At 68.5% G+C, this 20,676-nt stretch carries 19 protein-coding genes; 8 read left to right on the top strand and 11 right to left on the bottom strand.

Annotation, left to right across the window (positions count from 1 at the left end; genetic code table 11):
* Window positions 1–22 precede the first annotated feature (22 nt).
* The 3 genes from atuC to ACW9UL_RS14225 are packed head-to-tail and all read right to left on the bottom strand — an operon-like array spanning window position 23 to window position 4,318.
* On the bottom strand, window positions 23–1,639 hold the full coding sequence (gene atuC / locus ACW9UL_RS14235) for a geranyl-CoA carboxylase subunit beta (RefSeq protein ID WP_457787402.1): 1,617 nt from the start codon (window positions 1,637–1,639) through the stop codon (window positions 23–25).
* Window positions 1,640–1,643: 4 nt separating this feature from the next.
* Window positions 1,644–2,513 carry an SDR family oxidoreductase gene (locus tag ACW9UL_RS14230; protein ID WP_457787401.1) on the bottom strand — a complete coding sequence of 290 codons (870 nt, stop codon included), beginning with the start codon at window positions 2,511–2,513 and terminating at the stop codon, window positions 1,644–1,646.
* A gap of 17 nt (window positions 2,514–2,530) precedes the next feature.
* Window positions 2,531–4,318: an acyclic terpene utilization AtuA family protein gene (locus ACW9UL_RS14225; protein ID WP_457787400.1), complete on the bottom strand. Its 1,788-nt coding sequence runs from the start codon at window positions 4,316–4,318 to the stop codon at window positions 2,531–2,533.
* Window positions 4,319–4,559: 241 nt separating this feature from the next.
* Between ACW9UL_RS14225 and ACW9UL_RS14220 the strand changes: the two genes are divergently transcribed.
* The 3 genes from ACW9UL_RS14220 to ACW9UL_RS14210 all read left to right on the top strand — a co-directional run bounded on the left by ACW9UL_RS14220 (window position 4,560) and on the right by ACW9UL_RS14210 (window position 6,960).
* The gene (locus tag ACW9UL_RS14220) at window positions 4,560–5,183 is read left to right on the top strand and encodes a TetR/AcrR family transcriptional regulator (protein ID WP_397496806.1); all 624 of its coding nucleotides are present in this window, start codon (window positions 4,560–4,562) and stop codon (window positions 5,181–5,183) included.
* Between the two features lie 100 nt (window positions 5,184–5,283).
* Window positions 5,284–6,066 carry a substrate-binding periplasmic protein gene (locus ACW9UL_RS14215; protein ID WP_397496805.1) on the top strand — a complete coding sequence of 261 codons (783 nt, stop codon included), beginning with the start codon at window positions 5,284–5,286 and terminating at the stop codon, window positions 6,064–6,066.
* A gap of 138 nt (window positions 6,067–6,204) precedes the next feature.
* Entirely contained in the window at window positions 6,205–6,960 is a 756-nt protein-coding gene (locus tag ACW9UL_RS14210; RefSeq protein WP_256217983.1) for a substrate-binding periplasmic protein, read from the top strand.
* On the opposite strand, the gene ACW9UL_RS14205 is transcribed toward ACW9UL_RS14210, so the two are convergent.
* The 5 genes from ACW9UL_RS14205 to ACW9UL_RS14185 are packed head-to-tail and all read right to left on the bottom strand — an operon-like array spanning window position 6,911 to window position 11,507.
* Window positions 6,911–7,669, bottom strand: a complete 759-nt coding sequence (locus ACW9UL_RS14205; RefSeq protein WP_457787399.1) for a CPBP family intramembrane glutamic endopeptidase — start codon at window positions 7,667–7,669, stop codon at window positions 6,911–6,913. The two genes, ACW9UL_RS14210 and ACW9UL_RS14205, sit on opposite strands and share 50 nt — an antisense overlap.
* 30 nt (window positions 7,670–7,699) lie before the next feature.
* Entirely contained in the window at window positions 7,700–9,082 is a 1,383-nt protein-coding gene (locus tag ACW9UL_RS14200) for a hypothetical protein (RefSeq protein WP_457787398.1), read from the bottom strand.
* On the bottom strand, window positions 9,066–9,233 hold the full coding sequence (locus ACW9UL_RS14195) for a DUF2897 family protein (protein WP_021444814.1): 168 nt from the start codon (window positions 9,231–9,233) through the stop codon (window positions 9,066–9,068). The genes ACW9UL_RS14200 and ACW9UL_RS14195 overlap by 17 nt, the downstream gene beginning before the upstream one ends.
* 55 nt (window positions 9,234–9,288) lie before the next feature.
* Window positions 9,289–10,113, bottom strand: coding sequence for an ethanolamine ammonia-lyase subunit EutC (gene eutC, locus ACW9UL_RS14190; RefSeq protein ID WP_457787397.1), 825 nt, complete (start codon window positions 10,111–10,113; stop codon window positions 9,289–9,291).
* Entirely contained in the window at window positions 10,113–11,507 is a 1,395-nt protein-coding gene (locus ACW9UL_RS14185) for an ethanolamine ammonia-lyase subunit EutB (RefSeq protein WP_457787396.1), read from the bottom strand. The genes eutC and ACW9UL_RS14185 overlap by 1 nt, the downstream gene beginning before the upstream one ends.
* A gap of 200 nt (window positions 11,508–11,707) precedes the next feature.
* Between ACW9UL_RS14185 and fusA the strand changes: the two genes are divergently transcribed.
* From fusA to ACW9UL_RS14165, 4 genes are all read left to right on the top strand, one after another.
* Entirely contained in the window at window positions 11,708–13,747 is a 2,040-nt protein-coding gene (gene fusA / locus ACW9UL_RS14180; protein ID WP_457787395.1) for an elongation factor G, read from the top strand.
* A 192-nt stretch (window positions 13,748–13,939) separates the two neighbouring features.
* Window positions 13,940–14,641, top strand: a complete 702-nt coding sequence (gene pyrF / locus ACW9UL_RS14175; RefSeq protein WP_021442191.1) for an orotidine-5'-phosphate decarboxylase — start codon at window positions 13,940–13,942, stop codon at window positions 14,639–14,641.
* Between the two features lie 151 nt (window positions 14,642–14,792).
* Window positions 14,793–15,554, top strand: a complete 762-nt coding sequence (locus ACW9UL_RS14170; RefSeq protein WP_122107116.1) for an SDR family oxidoreductase — start codon at window positions 14,793–14,795, stop codon at window positions 15,552–15,554.
* A gap of 116 nt (window positions 15,555–15,670) precedes the next feature.
* Window positions 15,671–16,573 carry a bile acid:sodium symporter family protein gene (locus ACW9UL_RS14165; protein WP_021442189.1) on the top strand — a complete coding sequence of 301 codons (903 nt, stop codon included), beginning with the start codon at window positions 15,671–15,673 and terminating at the stop codon, window positions 16,571–16,573.
* Window positions 16,574–16,657: 84 nt separating this feature from the next.
* Here ACW9UL_RS14165 and ACW9UL_RS14160 read toward each other — a convergent pair whose 3' ends face one another.
* Complete coding sequence (locus ACW9UL_RS14160) at window positions 16,658–17,848, bottom strand: benzoate/H(+) symporter BenE family transporter (protein WP_457787394.1); 1,191 nt, start codon at window positions 17,846–17,848, stop codon at window positions 16,658–16,660.
* The gene (locus tag ACW9UL_RS14155; protein ID WP_397496797.1) at window positions 17,848–18,459 is read right to left on the bottom strand and encodes a LysE family translocator; all 612 of its coding nucleotides are present in this window, start codon (window positions 18,457–18,459) and stop codon (window positions 17,848–17,850) included. The genes ACW9UL_RS14160 and ACW9UL_RS14155 overlap by 1 nt, the downstream gene beginning before the upstream one ends.
* Before the next feature lie 145 nt (window positions 18,460–18,604).
* Between ACW9UL_RS14155 and ACW9UL_RS14150 the strand changes: the two genes are divergently transcribed.
* The gene (locus ACW9UL_RS14150) at window positions 18,605–19,255 is read left to right on the top strand and encodes a hypothetical protein (protein WP_021442186.1); all 651 of its coding nucleotides are present in this window, start codon (window positions 18,605–18,607) and stop codon (window positions 19,253–19,255) included.
* Between the two features lie 166 nt (window positions 19,256–19,421).
* Here ACW9UL_RS14150 and ACW9UL_RS14145 read toward each other — a convergent pair whose 3' ends face one another.
* Window positions 19,422–20,561, bottom strand: coding sequence for an alkane 1-monooxygenase (locus ACW9UL_RS14145; RefSeq protein WP_457787393.1), 1,140 nt, complete (start codon window positions 20,559–20,561; stop codon window positions 19,422–19,424).
* Window positions 20,562–20,676: the final 115 nt, after the last annotated feature.

The following is a 20,676-nucleotide window of genomic DNA, read 5'->3' as shown; positions in this document are numbered from 1 at the left end:
TGTTGTGCTCCGATGATGAGGGTCAGAAACGGGCGACGCCGAAACGATTGGATTTCAGGGGCCGCAGATTGGCTTCGGCGCAGATGTCCAGCAAGAAGCCCAGCAGCTTGCGCGTATCGCGCGGGTCGATCAGGCCGTCGTCCCACAGGCTGGCGGTGCCGTACAGCGCGGTGGACTGGCTGTCGAGCTTCTGTGCGGTCATCTGTTCCAGCATATCGAGCATTTTCGGATCGGCTTCCTTGCCTTCCTTGGCGTGCTTTTCCTCGGTGACGATGCGCAGCACCTTGCCGGCCTGGGCACCGCCCATAACGGCGGTCTTGCTGTTGGGCCAGGCGAAGATGAAGCGTGGGTCGAGGCCACGGCCGCACATGGCGTAGTTGCCTGCGCCGTAGGAGCCACCGACGACGATGGTGAGCTTTGGCACGGTGGCGTTGGCCACGGCCTGGATCATCTTCGAGCCGTGCTTGATCACGCCGTTCTGCTCGGACTCTGTGCCGACCATAAAGCCGGTGGTGTTGTGGAAGAACAGGATCGGCGTGTTGCTCTGCTCGCACAGCTGGATGAACTGCGCCGCCTTGGCCGCGCCTTGCGGGGTGATCGGGCCGTTGTTGCCGATGAAGCCGCAGGCCTGGCCTTCGATCTGCAGGTGGCCGCAGACGGTCTGGCTGTCGAACTCGTTCTTGAAGTCGAGGAACTCAGAGCCGTCGGCGATGCGCGCGATGATCTCGCGTACGTCGTAGGGTTTCTTGGCATCGGCCGGCACCAGGCCGAGCAGTTCCTCGGCCGGGTACAGCGGCTCGCGCCAGGTGCGTTTCTCACGTGCCGGCAGCTGCTGGTTCCACGGCAGCATGCCGACTATCTCGCGCGCCAGGCGCACGCCATCGGCGTCGTTCTCGGCCAGGTACTCGGCGGTGCCGGCGACCTGGGCGTGCATCTCGGCGCCACCGAGTTGCTCGTCGGTGGCGATCTCGCCGGTGGCGGCCTTGAGCAATGGCGGGCCTGCAAGGAACATCTTGGCTTTGCCGCGCACCACCACCACGTAGTCCGACAGGCCGGGCTGGTAGGCCCCGCCGGCGGTGCTGGAGCCGTGCACCACGGTGATCTGCGGCAGGCCCATGGCGGACATGCGCGCCTGGTTGGCGAAGCCACGTGCGCCCTCGACGAAGATGTCGGCGGCGTAGTTGAGGTTGGCGCCGCCGCTCTCGGCCAGGGTCACCACCGGCAGCTTGTTCTCGAAGGCGATCTGCTGCAGGCGCAGGGATTTTTTCAGGCCCGTGGGGGAGATGGTGCCGCCCTTGATCGCGCTGTTGTTGGCGATCACCAGGCAGCGCACGCCGGCGATGTAGCCGATGCCGGCGATCAGGCCACCGCCGGCCTGGCTGCCGTCCTTGTCGTCGTGCAGCTTGTAGCCGGCCAGCGAGGCCAGTTCGAGAAAGGGCGCGCCAGCATCGAGCAGCAGGTTGAGGCGTTCGCGCGGCAGCAACTGGCCGCGCTTGTCGAACTTGGCCTTGGCCTCCTGCGCCTTGTCGAGCACCTTCTGCTCGACGTCGCGAAAGGCCGCGATGGCCGCCAGCATGGCCGCGCGGTTCTGCGCGAAGGCTTCGCCATGCACGTCGATTTCCGATTGGATCACGGGCATCGCCTTACTCCTGATCTTTCAGTACATCGGGCAGGTAGGCCCGGTGGAAACCGTTGTAGGGCTCGCTGTTTCTCGCCTTGCCCAGCGTCCAGGCACGGGTGCCCTGGCTGGCCGCACCGTCGATGCGGATGGTGTTGCCGCTGATGAAGTTGGCGCCGGGGCTGAGCAGGAAGACGATAGCGGCGGCCACCTCGGACTCGCTGCCGATGCGCTGCAGCGGCACGTGATCCTTTAGGTTGCGGATCATGTTCTTCATCGACTCGGGGTAGGTGTCCATACCGCTGGAGGCGATCCAGCCCGGCGCCACGGCGTTGACCCGCACGCCGGCGTGGCCCCACTCGTAGGCGGCGGTCTTGGTGAAGTTCTCCATACCCGCCCGCGCCGCCCCCGAATGGCCCATGCCGGGCATGCCGCCCCACATGTCGGCGAGCATGTTGACGATGGCGCCGCCGTGCTTGCTCAGGCTTTGCAGGAAGACTTCCTTGGCCACCAGGAAACCGCCCACCAGGTTGGTGCGCACCACGGTCTCGAAGCCTTTCTGGTTGATGCCGATCAACGGCGCGGGGAACTGGCCGCCGGCGTTGTTGACCAGGTGATGGATGCGTCCGCGCTGCGCGAGCACCGCGCCGACCATGGCCTTGACCGCCTCTTCGTCGCGGATGTCGCAGACCTGGAAGCTGGCGCTGCCGCCGTCTTCGATGATCTCGGCGCAGGTCTTCTCCAGTTTTTCCTGCTTGCGTCCGACCAGCACCACGTGGGCGCCGAGATGGGCCAGCTCGTGGGCCACGCAGCGACCGATACCGCTGCCGCCGCCGGTGACGAGGATGGTCTGGCCTGCAAAAAGGCCAGGTTTGAAGACGGAGTCGTAGCTCATCGTTCTGGTTGTCCTTGTTATAGGCTGTCGGCCAGTGCGCGCGGCACCGGTACCGGGAATTCCAGCAGCTGCTGGGCGAAGGCCTTGCCCTGCGGGTCGATACGCAGGCTGGCCACGCCGCCGCCGCCCAGGGCATTTTCCAGCAGGAAGTTGAGGCTGTGGCTGCCCGGCAGGTGCCAGCGGCTGACCTTGCTGGCTTGCGGGTCCATGACATGGCCCATCCATTGCGCCACGGCTTCGGGGGTCAGCGCAGCGGCGATCCACGCCAGGTACTCGGGCTTTCTGGCCATCACGCCGATATTGCTGTGGTTGCCCTTGTCGCCGGAGCGGGCCACGGCGAGGCGGATCAGTGGCACGGAGGCGTCGGCTTCACCCATCGGTACGGGCAGGGCGGCCGGCGCGTGCAGTCGCTCGGGGTCGAAGGCATCGACCTGGGGCAGGGCGACCGGTTGGCGCTGGCCGTCTATCTCCACTGCCAGCTCGCAGGCGCTCTTGTCCACCAGGAAGCTGAACAGGCGGATCACCGGGTACACGGTGGGGCGGCCGCCGACTATGCCGGTCAGCCCCGGCGCCATGCCGGTGGCGGCCTGGGCGATCTCGCGGGAGAACAGCACCAGGGCCTCCTTCTTGGCGTGGCGCACGGCGATCTTCACCACCACCTCGCGGCAATCCCGGCGCCGACCGTGCGGGCCGTAGGTGGCCTCGCTGCCGAGCAGCTCGATGCTGACTTCCTGATAGGCGCCCCAGCCGCGCTCGGCGAACAGCGCCGCGGTCTTGGCGATGATCGCCTGGCTGACCCGCTCGGCCTTGGCCACCGCGTCGATGCCGGCGAGCAGGCAGCTGGCGGTGCAGCGGAAGCCGTCCGGGTGGGTGGCGCTGACCTTGTACTGCGCGGTCGGCGGTAGGCCGCGCGCACCCTTGAGCTCGACGCGGTTGTCGCCAACCTGGCTCAGCTCGACGGCGGTGAAATCGCAGACCACGTCCGGCAGCAGATAGGCGCGCGGGTCGCCGATCTCGTAGAGCAGCTGCTCGCCAACGGTAAAAGGCGTGACCAGGCCGCCGGAACCCTCCGGCTTGGTCACGACGAAACGGCCATCGGCCTGCACCTCGACGATGGGGAAGCCGATGTGTTCGTAGTCCGGCACCGCGCGCCAGTCGGTGAAGTTACCGCCGGTGCACTGCGCGCCGCATTCGATGATGTGCCCGGCCAGCGCCGCCTGGGCCAGCTTGTCGTAATCGGTCCAGGCCCAGCCGAACTCGTGCACCAGGGCGGCGCTGACCACGGCGCTGTCGACCACGCGGCCGGTGATGACGATGTCGGCGCCTTGTTCGAGCGCGGCGACTATGCCCGGCGCACCCAGGTAGGCGTTGACCGACACGCAGAAGGGCGGCAGCGGCGCGCCGCTGAACATCTCGCGGGTGCCGGCCTTGACCAGCTCGCCGAGTTTGGGCTGCAGGTTGTCGCCATGCAGCACGGCGATCTTCAGCTTCACCCCGGCCTGCTCGCACGCCGCCTCGAGGGCCGCGGCGCAAGCCGTGGGGTTGACCCCGCCGGCGTTGCTGATCACGCGGATCTTCTTCTGCGCGATCTCGCCCAGCAGCGGCGCGAGCACCTCGACGAAGTCGCGGGCGTAGCCCTCGTCCGGCTTCTTCATGCGGGCGCCGGCCATGATCGACATAGTCACTTCGGCTAGGTAGTCGAACACCAGGTAATCCAGCTCGGCCCCCCGCACCAGCTGGGCGGCGGCGGTGCAGGTGTCGCCCCAGAAGGCGGAGGCGCAGCCGATGCGTAGGGTTTTGCTCATGGTGATGGCCCGTCACAGGTTGGGAAGCTGAAACCAACACTACCAAGCAAGCGCTTGGTTGAAAAGTCGGAAAAGAGGGCTTTCCCGCCAAAAGTGCGGCCAAGCGCTTGCTTGGTCAGGCGCGGGGGCATAAATTTCATCGCATATATTTCATTAAGTAAGACAAGCACTTGCCGGCGGCTTGCAGAATCCGTGAAAGCAACGGGCCGCCGCAGCGCAGCCAATACCAGGAGAAGTCAGCGTGGACGAACACAAGGCCCAGGCGGTGATGCAGGAGCTGGTCAGCGGTGGCCACGTCACCGACCCGGACAGCGCCCGGGGCAAGCTGCTGCAGATGGCCGCCCACCTGTTTCGCAGCAAGGGCTTCGAGCGCACCACGGTGCGCGACCTGGCCGGCGCGGTGGGCATCCAGTCGGGCAGCATCTTTCATCACTTCAAGAGCAAGGACGAGATCCTCAAGGCGGTGATGGAGGAAACCATCCTTTACAACACCGCCTTGATGCGCGCCGCGTTGGCCGAGGCGCAGGGCACCCGCGAGCGCCTGCTGGCGCTGATCCGCTGCGAGCTGCAGTCGATCATGGGCGGCACCGGCGAGGCCATGGCGGTGCTGGTGTACGAGTGGCGCTCGCTGTCGGACGAGGGCCAGGCGCAGGTGTTGGCGCTGCGCGATACCTACGAGCAGATCTGGCTGCAGGTGCTGGGCGAAGCCCGCGAGGCCGGTTACTTCCAGGGCGATCCCTTTATCCAGCGACGTTTCCTCACCGGCGCGCTGAGCTGGACCACCACCTGGTTCCGCCCGCAGGGGCCGATGAGCCTCGATCAACTGGCCGAGGAGGCCTTGTCGCTGGTGTGCAAGGACGGATGAAAAAACTGGTCTAGGCTCTAGAGCAACTGCCGCTGCGTCGGCTTCGAACACGGGACGTTCGCCTGATTTCCGCTCTGTGTTCCGTGACGAGAGGTCGAGTTTGCGTGCGTTAGCTGTTTGCCTGTTTGCCTGCCTGTTGCTGCACACCTTTGCTGCCGATGCCGCGCAGCAGGTTCGCGTCGGCGGCTATCACTTCCCGCCCTATCTGTTCAAACCCGAGGCGCCGCAGCCGCGCGGCCTGGTGCCGGAGCTGCTGCAGGCGCTGAACCGCCTGCAGGACGAGTATCGCTTCGTGCTGGTGCCGACCTCGGCCACGCGGCGTTACCGCGATCTGGAAAACGGGCGCTACGACCTGATCCTGTTCGAGTCCAGCCAGTGGGGCTGGCAGGACACGCCCCATCTCGGCCTGCCGCTGGATATCGAGGATGCCGAGGTCTACGTCGCCGCCGCTGCACCGGGGCGCGGCCAGGAGTACTTCGCCGATTTCGCCGGCAAGCGCATGGCCCTGTACAGTGGCTATCACTATGGCTTCGCCGGCTACAACGCCGACCAAGACTACCTTGGGCGCACCTTCAAGGCGGTGCTGACCTATTCCCACGACAGCAACCTGCGCCTGCTGCAACGGCAGCGTGCCGATGTCGCGGTGATCACCCGTTCCTATCTGCAGCTGTACCTGGAGCGCTATCCGGAGGCGGCGGCCGGCTTGCTGGTGTCCGAGCGCTTCGACCAGGTCTACCGGCACCAGGTGCTGCTGCGCCCGGACGGCCCGCTGACGCCGCAGCAGATGGCGCAGCTGCTGGAAAGATTACAGGCCGATGGCGAATTGATGAGGCTATTGCGTCGTTACCACCTGACCCTCGGCGATAAAACCGCGCCGGACTGAAAACCCTCTGGTCGCTCGGGGCGCGACTGGAGTAGGCTGCCGTTTACTAGAAGAAGGATTTTTGGGGGAGTCGATATGCGGCGCTTGCGGCAGTGGATTGGCTTGGGCTTGGCTGCGACCGGTCTGCTGTTCGCCGGCATGCTGGCCGCCGCCGAGGTGGTGCACGTCGGCGGCGCGCATTTCCCGCCCTACGTGGTCAAGTCCAACCTGCAGGAGTCCAGCGGGCTGCTGCCGCAGTTGCTGGAGGCGCTCAACCGCGAGCAGAGCGACTACCACTTCGTCATGCTGCCGACCGCCATCGTCCGCCGCTTCAGCGACCTGCAGCGCGGGCGCATCGACATGGCCATCTTCGAGAATCCCGGTTGGGGTTGGCAGGGCATCGACTTCGAGGCGGTGGACATGGGCCTGGAAGACGCCGAGCTGTTCGTCGCCCGCGACGAGGAGCTACGCGGCCAGGACTACTTCGACCAGCTGCAGGGCAAGCGCCTGGCGCTGTACCGCGGCTATCACTACGGCTTCGCCGACTTCAACAGCGACCCTGAGTTTCTCACCAAGACCTTCAACGCCAACCTCGGCCATTCCCACGACAGCAACCTGCTGATGGTGCTGCGCGGCCGCGCCGATATCGCCCTGGTGACCCGTTCCAACCTCTACGACTTCATCAAGCGCAACCGCGAGCACGCGCGGCAGTTGCTGATCTCCGAACGCATCGACCAGGTCTACCGCCACCATGCGCTGATCCGCCCCGGCGCGCCGCTCAGTGCCGCTCGTTTCGCCGAGCTGCTCGAGGCCTTGCGCGCCAAGGGCGAGCTGGCGCGAATCTTCTCGCCCTACCGCATCGCCGTCATGCCAGCCGCAGCGGATAGCTCAGCAGCAGGATATGCAGCAGATTGACCGCGCCGTGCAAGGCGATGGCCAGGCTCAGGCGCCCGCTGTAATGCAAGGCCAGGCCGTAGCCCAGGCCGGCGATGCCCGCCACCAGGGCGAACAGCGGGCTGAACGGCAGGTGCGCGGCGCCGAATAGCGCGGCCGTCAGCAGCAGCCCCGGCCAGGCGCCCAGACGCTGGATCAGCGCGCGCTGCAGCAGGCCGCGAAACAGCAGCTCCTCGGCCAGTACCGCCACCCCCAGGTTCACCGCCAGCCACAGCAGCAGGCCGTCCGGCCATTTCGGCTGCCAGCCCGCCATTCCCAGCGCCAGGGCCAGCGTGGGCACCGCCAGCAGGGTTGCGAGGCAGGCCCAGCCGGCGCGCGACCGGGAGAGCGTCGGCGCGCGGCGCTGGCCCAGCCACCAGGCCAGCAAGGTAGCGCCCAGCAGCAGCTTGTCCCAGGACAGGCGCAGGGCGTAGGGCGCGGCGTCCGTGCTGATCCGTCGCGGCTCCCACAGGGGCCAGGGGCTGAAGCCCGGCAGCAGGTGGGCGGCCAGGGCGATGCCGGCGACCAGCACCGCGCTCAGCCACAGCCAGCTGGGCAGCAGGCGTTCGCCGCCGAATACGAGGCCGACGAACAGCGCGCCAAGCAGCAGACCGACAGGCTCGATAAAACCCAGGGCATGACCGAGGACCAGGGCGAAGGCGGGCAGCAGCAGGCGTAGATGCAGGGGCATGGCACTTCCTTGTGGTGGGGGGGGCGCAGTCTATTCGGCCGCGGTTGTGGCGGTAAATCCGAAGTACTGCTGCAACAGGTCGGGATCGTCGAAGTGGGCACGGCCGATAAAGGCCGTGGCGTGGCGCCCCCATTGGCGCATGGCGCCCGCCGAGCGCACCCCGGACGGCCACAGCAGCCAGCGCTCCAGGCGCTCGCTGCCCGGCACCAGGCCGTGGCGGTCGTAGAGGCTGCGCCGGCCCTGCGGGTGCGGCAGGCTGCGCAGTTCGTCCAGCGCGGCGAAGCCGTAGGTCTGCGATGGCCGCGCGGGGCGTCGGCCGTCGACCCACAGCAGGCGGTGATCGCCGCCGCGCAGCCACAGACTCGGCGCCGTGCCGCCGGCGATATCCAGGCGTAGCGCACTGCGTGCCTCGGCTTGTGCCGGCTGGCGCAAGCGCAGCGGCGAGTCCGCCGGCAGGAAGAAGGCATGCCAGCAGCCGCAGGGGTGGATGCTGTCGTAGAGCAGGGCGCCGCCACGCTCGTCGAGGGTGACGCGCCAGATCAGGCCGTCCAGCTCGCCGGCGTAGAGATCCAGAGGATGCGCCGCGGGGCGCTGGGCGAACCAGAACTGGTAGATCAGCTGCAGGTGCCAGCGGCCGTTCAGCCGGCTCCAGCCGAGCTGGCGATAGAGCCGCGGCTCGATGTCGGCGAAACGGCGTCGGCCGTCGCCGGCGAATCCCGGGCTGCCGATGCGGTCGGCGCGGCTGCGCTGCTCGATCAGCAGCTGCGGCGCGTGGCGGGCGAACAGCGCCTGGCGCTGCGCGGCGTCGGGCTGCGGCAGGCCGAGGGCATCGTGCGCCAGCGCTGCGACTGGCGGCGCGGTTCTGGCCGGCGGCTGGTAGTTCAGCCACTGGGGGCCGTCGGCGGGGGCGCGCGCGGCGGCGCTTTCGGCCTGCCAGGCGGCGATGGCGCGACGATAGACGGGCGCCGCCAGCGGATAGAGGCCGAGCCACCTGGCCCAGGGGCGATAGTCGTCCGCGACGCGGGCGGCCTGGCGCAGGCGCTCGAAGGCGGCGGCGTCGGTCAGCAGGCGGGCCTGCTGGCGCTGGCGGCAGGTCTCCAGTGCCGCGCTTGGCGCGCTGCCCAACGTCGCCTGTTCCACGGCCTGGGCGTCGCGGTCGTTGGCGGCCAGCTGCGCCAGCCACAGGCGGCGCTGTTCGGCGCTGTGCGCCTGCTCGCCCAATGCGGCGGCGAGGCGGTCGCTGCGCAGGCCGGGAAACCCCGCAATCAGGCGGTAGCGGCTGTCGCGTGCGGCAGCGCTGGCGCTCTGCCAAGCGGCGAAGGCCAGGGAGCAGTCCTCGTCGGTCGTCGGCGGCGCCTGCCCGGCGCAGCCGGCGAGCAGGGCCAGCAGCGCCAGGCTAGCGCTCGCGCGCATCCTTGGCATCCTGCTCGGCGTTGCGCTCGCGGATGCGTTTGAGCTGCTCCTCGCTCAGCGGCAGCTTCTTCGCCGTGTCGCGCAACAGCAGCAGGCTGCCGAGGATGGAGCCCAAGGCCAGGGCCAGGATAAGCCAGGCGTACCAGGGCATGGTGAGTTCCTCTGAAGTGGCGGGAACTCCACCTTAACCTGCCGCCGGCGCCTTGTCAGGCGGGCGGCAGTGCCTGCAGCGTGCTGTCGTCCTTCAGCTGCACCCCGCTCAGTCGCAGGCGCAGCGCCTGGCGCGTCAGGTAGTCGAGCTTGTGCGCCGCCAGGGCGTAGGGCAGGCCTTCGGGGCGCACGTTGGAGATGCAGTTGCGCGCGCTGTCCGGGCAGCCGATGCGCGGCGCGTGGGTCAGGTACAGGCCGAGGCTGTCCGGCGAGGACAGTCCCGGGCGTTCGCCGATCATGACGATCACCAGGCGCGCGCGCAGCGCCTCGCCGATGCCGTCGCCGATGGCCACGCGACCCTGCTCGGCGAGCACCACCGGGGTATTGGCCCAGTCGGTGGCGAAGCGTTCGCGAAAGGCCAGCAGCAGCGGCAGGGCGTGGCGCTGCACGGCGATGGCCGACAGGCCATCGGCCAGGACAATGGCCAGCTCCGGCGCCGGCAGCTCGTGCTGCAGCTGCACGCGGCAGTCGTCGTGTAGGTGGCGGCCGTGATCCGGGCGCAGCAGGTAGCTCTGGCGGTCCTCGGCGTTGCTGCGCACCTTCAGCGTACGAAACCCGGCGCCGTGCAGCTGCTGCTTGAGTTCGGCGAAGTCTAGCGGGCGGTGCACGGCGTCGCGCGCCTGGGCGTGGGCCAGGCCGAACCTGAGCACCTCGGCGGTGGGCAGGCTGCAGCCGACGCGGCCGAGGGCGATACGCGCCGAGGTGTGGGCGCGCAGCTCGTCCCAGGGGTTGGCCTGGGCCAGCTCTACCTTGGCCTGGGCCAGCTTCACCTCGGCCTGGGCCAGCTCTATGCCGGCCTGGGCCGGCTCGGACTCGTTCATCAGGCGGCTCCGGAAATCTGCGGCAGTTGCTTGAGCAGGTGATGGCCGCGGCCGATCTCGCGCAGGCGGCCGCCGGGTTCGGTGATGGCCATGCGCGCCAGCCAGGCGTCGAACTCGGGGGCGCGTTTCAGGCCCAGCACCTTGCGCAGGTACAGGGCATCGTGGAACGAGGTGCTCTGGTAGTTGAGCATGATGTCGTCGGCGCCGGGAATGCCCATGATGAAGTTGATCCCGGCCGCGCCGAGCAGGGTCAGCAGGTTGTCCATATCGTCCTGGTCGGCCTCGGCGTGGTTGGTGTAGCACACGTCGCAGCCCATCGGCAGACCCAGCAGCTTGGCGCAGAAGTGATCCTCCAGGCCGGCGCGGACGATCTGCTTGCCGTCGTAGAGGTATTCCGGGCCGATGAAGCCGACCACGCTGTTGACCAGCAGCGGGCGGAATTCGCGGGCCACGGCGTAGGCGCGGGCCTCGCAGGTCTGCTGGTCGACGCCATGGTGGCCGCCGGCCGACAGCGCGCTGCCCTGGCCGGTCTCGAAGTACATGCAGTGGTCGCCGAGCGTGCCGCGACCCAGCGACAGCGCCGCTTCGTGCGCCTCGCGCAGAATCGCCAGGGACACGCCGAAGCCGGCGTTGGCCGCCTCGCTGCCGGCGATGGACTGGAACACCAGGTCCACCGGCGCGCCGGCCTCGATGGCCTGGATCTGCGTGGTGACGTGGGTCAGCACGCAGCTCTGCATGGGGATGTCGAAGTGCTGGCGCACCTCGTCCAGCATCTGCCACAGGCGCATCAGGGTCGGCAGCGAATCGCTCGCCGGGTTGATGCCCACGCAGGCGTCGCCGGCGCCGTAGAGCAGGCCGTCGAGCAGGCTGGCGGCGATGCCGCGCACGTCGTCGGTGGGGTGGTTGGGCTGCAGGCGCACGGCCAGATGACCGGGCAGGCCGAGGGTGTTGCGAAAGCGGGTGACCACCTGGCATTTCTTCGCCACCAGGATCAGGTCCTGGTTGCGCATCAGCTTGCTCACCGCGGCGACCATCTCCGGCGTCAGCCCCGGCGCCACGGCGGCCAGGCGCGCGCTGTCGGTGCGCTCCAGCAGCAGCCAGTCGCGCAGGTCGCCCACGCTCAGGTGGCTGATCGGGGCGAAGGCGGCGGAGTCGTGGCGGTCGAGGATCAGCCGGGTGACTTCGTCCGCTTCGTAGGGGATCAGCGCCTCGTCGAGAAAGCGTTTGAGCGGCACCTCGGCCAGGGTCAGCTTGGCCGCCATGCGCTCTTCATAGGTGGCGGCGGCGAGGCCGGCCAGGTAGTCGCCGGAGCGCGCCGGGCTGGCCTTGGCCAGCAGGGGCTTGAGGTCGGCGAAGCGGTAGACCAGGCGGCCGACGGTGGTCTGGTAGGGCATGGCTGCAACCCGTGCGGAGAACGACGGGATTACCGTGCAGCGGCCGTGCCAGGCTTTACGGCGCCGCGCCGGCTGCGGCTGTAGCCCCGGGACGGGCGCCGGGCTGGTGCATTGGCGATGGCGGTGCACCGCTAGGGGGCCTGGCGGGCGCCGGCGCCTGCCTATACTTCAGGCATTCCCCGCCCAGCATGGAGGCCGCCATGAGCCATCCCGCCGTCGAATCCATCCGCTGCGTGGCGTTGGTGGGCCATGCTCAAAGCGGCAAGACCAGCCTGGCCGAGGCCTTGTTGCAGGCCAGCGGCGCCATCGCAACGGCCGGCATCGTGGAACGTGGCGACAGCCAGTGCGACTTCGATCCCCTCGAGCGCGAGTACCGCCATTCGCTGGCGTCGGCGCTGGTGCATTTCTGCTACGGCGCGGCCGAGGTCAACCTGGTCGACACCCCCGGCTCTCCCGACTTCGTCGGCCAGGCCCTGCCGGCCCTGGCCGCGGTGGACACCGCGCTGGTGCTGGTCGATGCCCAGGCCGCAGCCGTCGAGCCCAGCACCCGGCGCATGATGGCCTGGGCGGCCGAGCGTGGCCTGTGCCGCATGCTGGTGGTGAACAAGATCGACGCCGAGCGGGTCGACCTGCCCGGCCTGCTGGCCGCCCTGCGTGAGGCCTTCGGCAAGGAGGTGCTGCCGCTCAACCTGCCGGCCGACGATGCCCGCCGGGTGGTGGACTGCTTCTTCAACCCCGAGGGGCAGGCCGACTTCTCCTCGGTGGCCGAGGCCCACCAGGCGCTGGTGGACCAGGTGGTCGAGGTGGACGAGGCGCTGATGGCGCGTTACCTGGAGCAGGGCGTGATCCGCCCGGAGGAGTTGCACGCGCCCTTCGAGCAGGCCCTGCGCGAGGGCCACCTGATCCCGCTGTGTTTCGTCTCGGCGCGCAGCGGCGCCGGGGTGGTCGAGCTGCTCGAGGTGCTGGAGAAGCTGGCGCCCAACCCGCTGGAGGGCAATCCGCCGGTTTTTCTCGACGAGCGCGGCAAGGCCTTCGCCACGCTGGCCGAGCCCGATCGCCATGTCTTGGCCCAGGTGTTCAAGGTGGTGATGGATCCCTTCGTCGGCAAACTCGGCATCTTCCGCCTGTACCAGGGCACGCTGCGGCGCGATGCCCAGCTGTACGTCGGTGCGCTGCGCAAGGCGGTCAAGGTCGGTCACTTGCTGCGCCCGCAGGGCCGGCGTTACGAGGAGGTGGCGCAGCTGCTGCCCGGCCAGTTCGGTGCCCTGGCCAAGGTGGAGGACCTGGAGTTCGGCGCGCTGTTGCACGACTCCCACGACGAGGATGCGCTGCAGTTCAAGCCGCTGCCCCTGCCGCAGCCGATGCAGGGGCTGGCCGTCGCGGCCAAGCGCCGCGGCGACGAGCAGCGCCTCGCCGAGGTGCTGGGACGCCTGCTGGCCGAGGATCCCTGCCTGCGCCTGGACTACCACCAGGACACCCAGGAGACGGTGCTGCGCGGCATGGGCGAGTTGCACCTGCGCTACCTGCTCGATCGCATGGCCGGTACCTACAAGCTGGAAGTGGAGACCCGCCCGCCGCGCGTGCCCTACCGCGAGACCATCAGCCGCGCGGCCGAGGGCCACTACCGGCACAAGAAGCAGAGCGGTGGCGCCGGCCAGTTCGGCGAGGTGTACCTGCGCATCGAGCCGCTGCCGCGTGGCGCGGGCTTCGAGTTCGTCGACCAGATCAAGGGCGGGGTGATCCCCGGGCAGTTCATTCCCTCGGTGGAGAAGGGCGTGCGCTCGGTGCTGGCCGCCGGCCCCCTGGCCGGCTGCCCGCTGGAAGACGTGCGGGTCTGCGTCCACGATGGCAAGAGCCACCCGGTGGATTCCAAGGACGTGGCCTTCCAGGCCGCCGGCCGGCGGGCGATGCTCGAGGCCCTGCGGGCCGCCGGTGGCATAGTGCTGGAGCCGCTGGTCAACATCGAGGTGGTGGCGCCGCAGGGCCGCCTGGGCGACATCACCTCCGACCTGACCAGCCGCCGCGGCCAGGTGCTCGGCACCGACTCGCTGGGCCCGGACCAACTGCTGGTGCGCGGCCTGGTGCCGCTGGCCGAGCTGGAGGGCTATGCCGGACGGCTCAAGGCGATCACCGCCGGGCAGGGGAGCTACAGCCTGGCGCTCAGCCACTACGAGCAGGTACCGGTCGAGGTGCAGCAGCGCCTGGCGCGCGAATACCGGGCGACGCCGGAAGAGGACTGAGTCCCTAGCCGCTCAGATGCAACCTGGGGGACTGTTGCCAAGCGCTGCGCTTGATCCGGGCCATGAGCACAATCCGCCAGGGCTCGACAAGGGAGGATCAACAACGCGTCATCCAGCCTATGCCGGGGCGCCGCTCCGGCGGCCTGTGTTTGCGCTACAATGCGCGGCGTTTTTGACCTGCCGAGACCCGCCATGCCCGCCTGCCAGACCCCGATCATCGTCGCCCTCGACTTCCCCAGCCGTGACGCCGCCCTGGCCCTGGCCGACCGCCTCGACCCCGCGCTGTGCCGGGTCAAGGTGGGCAAGGAGCTGTTCACCCGCTGCGGCCCGCAGGTGGTCGAGGCGCTGCAGGCCAAGGGTTTCGAGCTGTTCCTCGACCTGAAATTCCACGACATCCCCAACACCACGGCGATGGCGGTCAAGGCCGCGGCGGAGCTGGGCGTGTGGATGGTCAACGTGCACTGCTCCGGCGGCCTGCGCATGATGGCCGCCTGCCGCGAGGAACTGGACAAGCTCAGCGGGCCCAAGCCGCTGCTGATCGGCGTCACCGTGCTGACCAGCATGGAGCAGCAGGACCTGGCCGGCATCGGCCTGGACCTGCCGCCGCAGCAGCAGGTGCTGCGTCTGGCCGGCCTGGCCGCCGAAGCCGGCCTCGACGGCCTGGTCTGCTCGGCGCAGGAAGCGCAGGCGCTGAAGGTCGCGCAACCGCGCCTGCAGCTGGTCACCCCGGGTATCCGCCCGGCCGGCAGCGCCGCCGACGACCAGAAACGCATCCTCACCCCGCGTCAGGCGCTGGACGCCGGCTCCGACTACCTGGTGATCGGCCGGCCGATCAGCCAGGCCGCCGATCCGGCGCAGGCGCTGGTTGCGGTGGTGGCCGAACTCGGCGCCTGATCTGGGCGCTGCATCCATCCGACTGATAAAGGCCCGCGGGCCTTTATCAGTTCCCTGCATGATCCTGCACTCCAAAGCCTGATAGTGCTGCTCGCCGCCCGGCGCGCTGGCTAGACTCGTCGCGACTTTCAATCGCTGCGAGGAAGCAGATATGAGCATGACCTTCTCCGGCCAGGTCGCCCTGGTCACCGGCGGCGCCGCCGGCATCGGCCGCGCCACTGCCCTGGCATTCGCCGCCGAGGGCCTCAAGGTGGTGGTTTCCGACGTCGACGCCGCGGGCGGCGAGGGCACCGTCGAGCTGATTCGTGCGGCCGGCGGCGAGGCGCGTTTCGTGCGCTGCGACGTGACCCGTGACGCCGAGGTCAAGGCGCTGATGGAAGCGGTGATCGCCGCCTACGGCCGCCTCGACTACGCCTTCAACAACGCCGGCATCGAGATAGAGAAGGGCAAGCTGGCCGAGGGCAGCGAGGCCGAGTTCGACGCCATCATGGGCGTCAACGTCAAGGGCGTGTGGCTGTGCATGAAGCACCAGATTCCGCTGCTGCTGGCCCAGGGCGGCGGCGCCATCGTCAACACCGCCTCGGTGGCCGGCCTCGGCGCGGCGCCGAAGATGAGCATCTACGCCGCCTCCAAGCATGCGGTGATCGGCCTGACCAAGTCGGCGGCGGTGGAGTACGCGAAGAAGAAAATCCGCGTCAACGCCGTGTGCCCGGCGGTGATCGACACCGACATGTTCCGTCGCGCCTACGAGGCCGACCCGAAGAAGGCCGAGTTCGTCGCCACCATGCACCCGGTCGGGCGCATCGGCAAGGTCGAGGAGATCGCCACCGCCGTGCTCTACCTGTGCTGCGACAACGCGGCTTTCACCACCGGCCATGCGTTGGCGGTGGATGGCGGCGCTACCGCAATCTGAGCCTCTAACTCGGCGTTTGGCGACGCCCCTGGGCTATCGTTGGCTCGCAGGGCCACTGCGTTGGGTGGCCCTGACTGCGCAAAATCCTGCCAGGTTCAACCGGAGCGATAACCCTGATGACCGCCGATCCCCTGCTGACGCTGTTTCTCCCCGCCGCCCTGGGCATCATCATGCTCGGTCTCGGCTTGTCGCTGAGCCTGGCGGACTTCGCCCGGGTGGCGAAATTCCCCAAACCCGTGCTGATCGGCCTGGCCTGCCAGCTGCTGCTGTTGCCGCTGGCCTGCTTCTTCCTGGCCAAGGCCTTCGGCCTGGCGCCGGCGCTGGCGGTGGGGCTGATGCTGCTGGCCGCCTCGCCGGGCGGCACCACGGCCAACCTCTACAGCCACCTGGCGCATGGCGACGTGGCGCTGAACATCACCCTGACCGCGGTCAACTCGGTGGTGGCGATCCTCACCATGCCGCTGATCGTCAACCTGTCGCTGGCCTATTTCATGACCGCCGAGCAGGCCATCCCGCTGCAGTTCGCCAAGGTGGTGCAGGTGTTCGCCATCGTCCTCGGTCCGGTGGCCATCGGCATGTGGCTGCGCAGCCGCTTCCCCGGTTTCGCCGAGCGCATGCAGAAACCGGTGAAGATCGTCTCGGCGCTGTTCCTGCTGCTGATCATCCTGCTGGCGGTGGCCAAGGACTGGCGCACCTTCGTCGACTACGCCCCGGCGGTGGGCGGTGCGGCGCTGGCCTTCAACCTGCTGAGCATGGCGGTGGGCTACTGCGTGCCGCGCCTGCTCAAGCTCAACCTGCGCCAGGCGATCGCCATCGCCATGGAGATCGGCATCCACAACGGCACCCTGGCCATCGCCCTGGCGCTCAGCCCGGCGCTGCTGAACAACCCGACCATGGCCATTCCGGCGGCCATCTACAGCCTGATCATGTTCATCACCGCGGCGCTGTTCGGCCTGTGGGTCAACCGCGTGCACGGCGCCGAGCTGACAGGGCCGGTGGCGCCGGGGGAGCGGGCGTAGTGCGTAGGGTGGCTAGCGCTTTATCCATCCACCACTTCTGACGCCAAGGGTGGATGAAAAGAGCATCATCCACCCTGCGCGACCTCAACGCTTGCCAGCGTTGAGAATCGCCAGGGTCAGCAGGCCGGCGATTATGCCCCAGAACGCCGAGCCGACGCCGAGCAGGCTCATGCCCGAGGCGGTGACCAGGAAGGTGATCAGCGCCGCCTCGCGCTCGTTGGGTTCGCTCATGGCCTGGGTCAGGCCGCCGATGATCGAGGCGAACAGCGCCAGCGCGGCGATGGACAGGATCAGCGCCGCCGGCAGTGCGGCGAACAGCGCCGCCAGGGTGGCGCCGAAGATCCCGGCGATGCCGTAGAACACCCCGCACCAGACCGCCGCGGTGTAGCGCTTGCGCGGGTCTTCGTGGGCTTCCGGGCCGGCGCAGATCGCCGCGCTGATCGCCGCCATATGGATGCCGTGGCTGCCGAACGGCGCCATCAGGATCGACACCAGGCCGGTGCTGGTCAGCAGCGGCGAGGCCGGCACCTCGTAGCCGTTGGCGCGCAGCACGGCCATGCCCGGCAGGTTCTGCGAGGCCATGGCGACGATGAACAGCGGAATGCCGATGCTGATGGCGGCGGCCAGGGAGAAGCTCGGCGTGGTCCACTCTGGCGTAGCCAGCTGCAGCTGGAAGCCGCTGAAATCCAGCAGGCCGAAGACCCCGGCCAGCATGCTGCCAACGATCAGCGCGGCGAGCACCGCGTAGCGCGGCCACAGGCGCTTGCCGAACAGGTAGGCGAGCAGCATGGCGACCACTAGCACGGGCTGCTGCTCGGCGGCCACGCAGATTTCCAGGCCGATCTTGAACAGCACGCCGGCCAGCAGGGCGGCGGCGATGGAGGCGGGGATACGCCGCATCAGGCGGTCGAAGGTGCCGGTCAGGCCGATCAGCACGATCAGCCCCGAAGCCAGGATATAGGCGCCGATGGCCTCGCCGTAGGACACCTGCGGCAGGCTGGTGATCAGCAGCGCCGCGCCGGGGGTGGACCAGGCGATCATCACCGGCGCGCGGTAGCGCAGCGACAGCACGATGCAGCACAGCGCCATGCCGATCGACAGCGCCCAGATCCACGAGGAAATCTGCCCGCTGCTCAGGCCGGCGGCCTGGCCGGCCTGGAACATCAGCACCAGCGAGCTGGTGTAGCCGGTGAGCATGGCGATGAAGCCGGCGACCACGGCCGAGGTGGAGGTGTCCGCCAGCGGGCGCAGGCGGGCGGGGGCGGCGTCTTGCATCAGAACAGTCCCGTGTCGACGAGTATAGGGTAGAGCGAGGCGACCAAGAGTAACGCCATGCCGATATTGAAGGCGCGCAGCGCACGCGGATTGTCCAGCCAGCTGCGCAGCAGGCTGCCGGCCACGGTCCACAGGCCGACGCTGGGGCAGTTGACCAGGGCGAACAGCGCGGCGATCAGCAGCACGTTGCTGACGAAGCCGTCCTGCGGCGTGTAGGTGGTGATGGCGCCGATGGCCATGATCCACGCCTTGGGGTTGACCCACTGGAAGGCCGCCGCCTGGAGGAAGGTGAAGGGCTTGGCCGCCGATCTGGCGCTGCCCTGCGGCGCGCCGGCCTGGGCGATCTTCCAGGCCAGGTAGAGCAGATAGGCGGCGCCGACGTAGCGCAGCACCTGGTGCAGCACCGGCACGCGCTCGAACAGCTGGCCCAGCCCCAGCCCCACCGCAGCCACCAGCAGCATGAAGCCCAGGCTGATGCCGAGCATGTGCGGGATGCTGCGGCGCACGCCGAAATTCACCCCGGAGGCGAGCAGCATCATGTTGTTGGGCCCAGGCGTGACCGAGGTGACGAAGGCGAAGGCGACGAAGGCGAGCAAGAGTTCGGCGGTCATGGGGGTTCTCCGGTGACAGGCCATCAGCCTATGGCGCCGCCGGGGCGGCGTCGCGGTACAGCCACCTGCGGGTTGAACCGTACAGTCTGGTCAAGCGTCGCGCGCCTGGTTAGCCTCGGGGTTTTCCCGGATCAGGACAGGCCCGATGCAACCGGACAACCCCTATAGCGCGCCGCAGGCGGACCTGCTCGACGCGACACGCGCCCCCCGCCTGCAGGGCTGGAGCGCGCGCCAGCTGCAGGTGCTCGGCTGGCTGGCGCTGGTCTCGGTGCTGACCAACGCCCTGATGTTTGGCTTGCTGGTGGCCAGCGGCCTGCTGGAGGAGGGCGAGGCGCAGCTGCTGCTGGCCTACACCGACTGGCTGAACCTGGCGCTGGTGCTGCTCGGCTGCTACCTGCTGCTGCGGTTCAAGGCCTTCGCCGAGGCGCGTTTCGCCGCCAGGGGGCTGGGCGTGCCGATCTGGGCGCTGGTGGCGGTGACCCTGCTGCTGGAGGCGCTCGATGCTCTGTTCGGCGAGCGCCTGTTCGCCGCCCTGGATTGGCCGACCGCGAGCTATATCGGCGTGCTTTGCCTGATGGGCGCCTGCACCGCCTGGCTCGGTGTACGCCTGCTCAAGGTCGACTACCCCTATCCGGCGCTGCGGGTGATGGCCTGGCTCGACCTGGTCGGCGGCCTGATGCTGGTCAGCGTGCTGCTGATGCTGGTGGCCGTGCTGCCGCTGCTCGGCGCCGGCGTGGCGTTGATGCTGGTGTTCTTCAAGGGCGCCGCCGAGCTGCAGGAGCCGGCGGCGCACTAGCAGGCCGTTGAAAAACGTAGGCGAGGCAGCCAGCGCAAGGCAAAAACAGGCGAAAAAGCGGAGTTTACGAGCTGTAAATGAGCATTTTGAGCCTGTTTTTAACGCCGCGATGGCAACGCAGGTAGTTTCTCAACAGCCTGCTAGCAGGTTGCCAGGCCTTCGCCGGCTAGGGCTGGGCCAGCTGCGACTGGCTCAGCTGGTGCTCCTCGCCGGCGTAGTAGGCGCGCACCCTGGGGTCCATCACTGCGCGCCACAGCGGCGGAATCAGCGCCAGGACGATCATCCCGGCATAGCCGTTGGGCAGTTGCGGGCTGTCGTCGAAGTGGCGCAGCACCTGGTAGCGACGCTTGGCGTAGGCGTGGTGGTCGGAATGGCGCTGCAGGTGAAAGAGGAACAGGTTGGTCAGCAGGAAGTTGCTGTTCCACGAGTGATGCGGGTTGGTGCGCTCGTAGCGGCCGTTGTCCAGTTTGCGCCGGTGCAGGCCGTAGTGCTCGACGTAGTTGACTATCTCCAGCAGGGTGAAGGCCATGACCGCCTGGCCGAGGAAGAACAGCGCGCCGAGCCAGCCGAACGCCAGGCCGAAACCGAGCAGCAACAGGGCGCTGATGGCGTACCACCAGATCAGCTCGTTGCGCCAGTGCAGGGCCGGCAGGCCGCGACGTTTGAGGCGCTCGGCCTCCAGCGTCCAGGCGTTGAGGAAGTTGTGCTTGTAGGCGTGCGGCAGGAAGGCGTACAGGCTCTGGCCGAAGCGCGAGGAGGAGGCGTCCTCGGGGGTGGAGACGTGCACGTGATGGCCGCGTACGTGCTCCACCTTGAAGCCGGCGTAGCACACCGCGGCCAGCAGCAGGCCGCCGGCGCGTTGTTCCAGCTGCGGATCCTTGTGGATCAGTTCGTGCGCCACGGTGATGCCGATGGCGCCCATCACCGTGCCGACCGACAGCACCCAGCCGAGCTGGCCGAGCCAGCTCCAGGCCTGGTAGTTGACGAACACCCAGCCGCTCCAGAGCAGCATGGCCAGCAGCAGCGGCACCGTGGCCAGGCTCAGCAGGCGGTAGTAGCCCTGGGCTTCCAGGGCCGGCACCTCGCTGCTTTCCTCCGGGTTGGCCGGGTCGCGGCCGACCACGAAATCCAGCAGCGGAATCACCCCGAACACCACGGTGATCACCAGCCAGGCCCAGGCGTCGGCGTGGGCGCTGCCCAGCGACCAGTAGTAGCTGAGCGGAATGCCGAGCACCGGCACCAGCCAGATCCAGTAGCCGACCTTCTTCAGGGCGATCATCCAGGGGGAGGGCAGGCGTTCGAACATGGGCGGCTCCGGCTTGTTATCGTGGTGGGTACTGATGTCTGATTGTAGGACAATCTGTTTTCGAGACTAGCCGTCCGGGGCCCACCTTTAGATCAGAAAGCCGCCCGCCGGGGCG

It is taken from the genome of Pseudomonas sp. PL-6, from assembly GCF_054110165.1.
The sequence above is the reverse complement of the archived record's forward strand: the minus strand, read 5'-3'. Positions and strand labels throughout refer to the sequence as shown.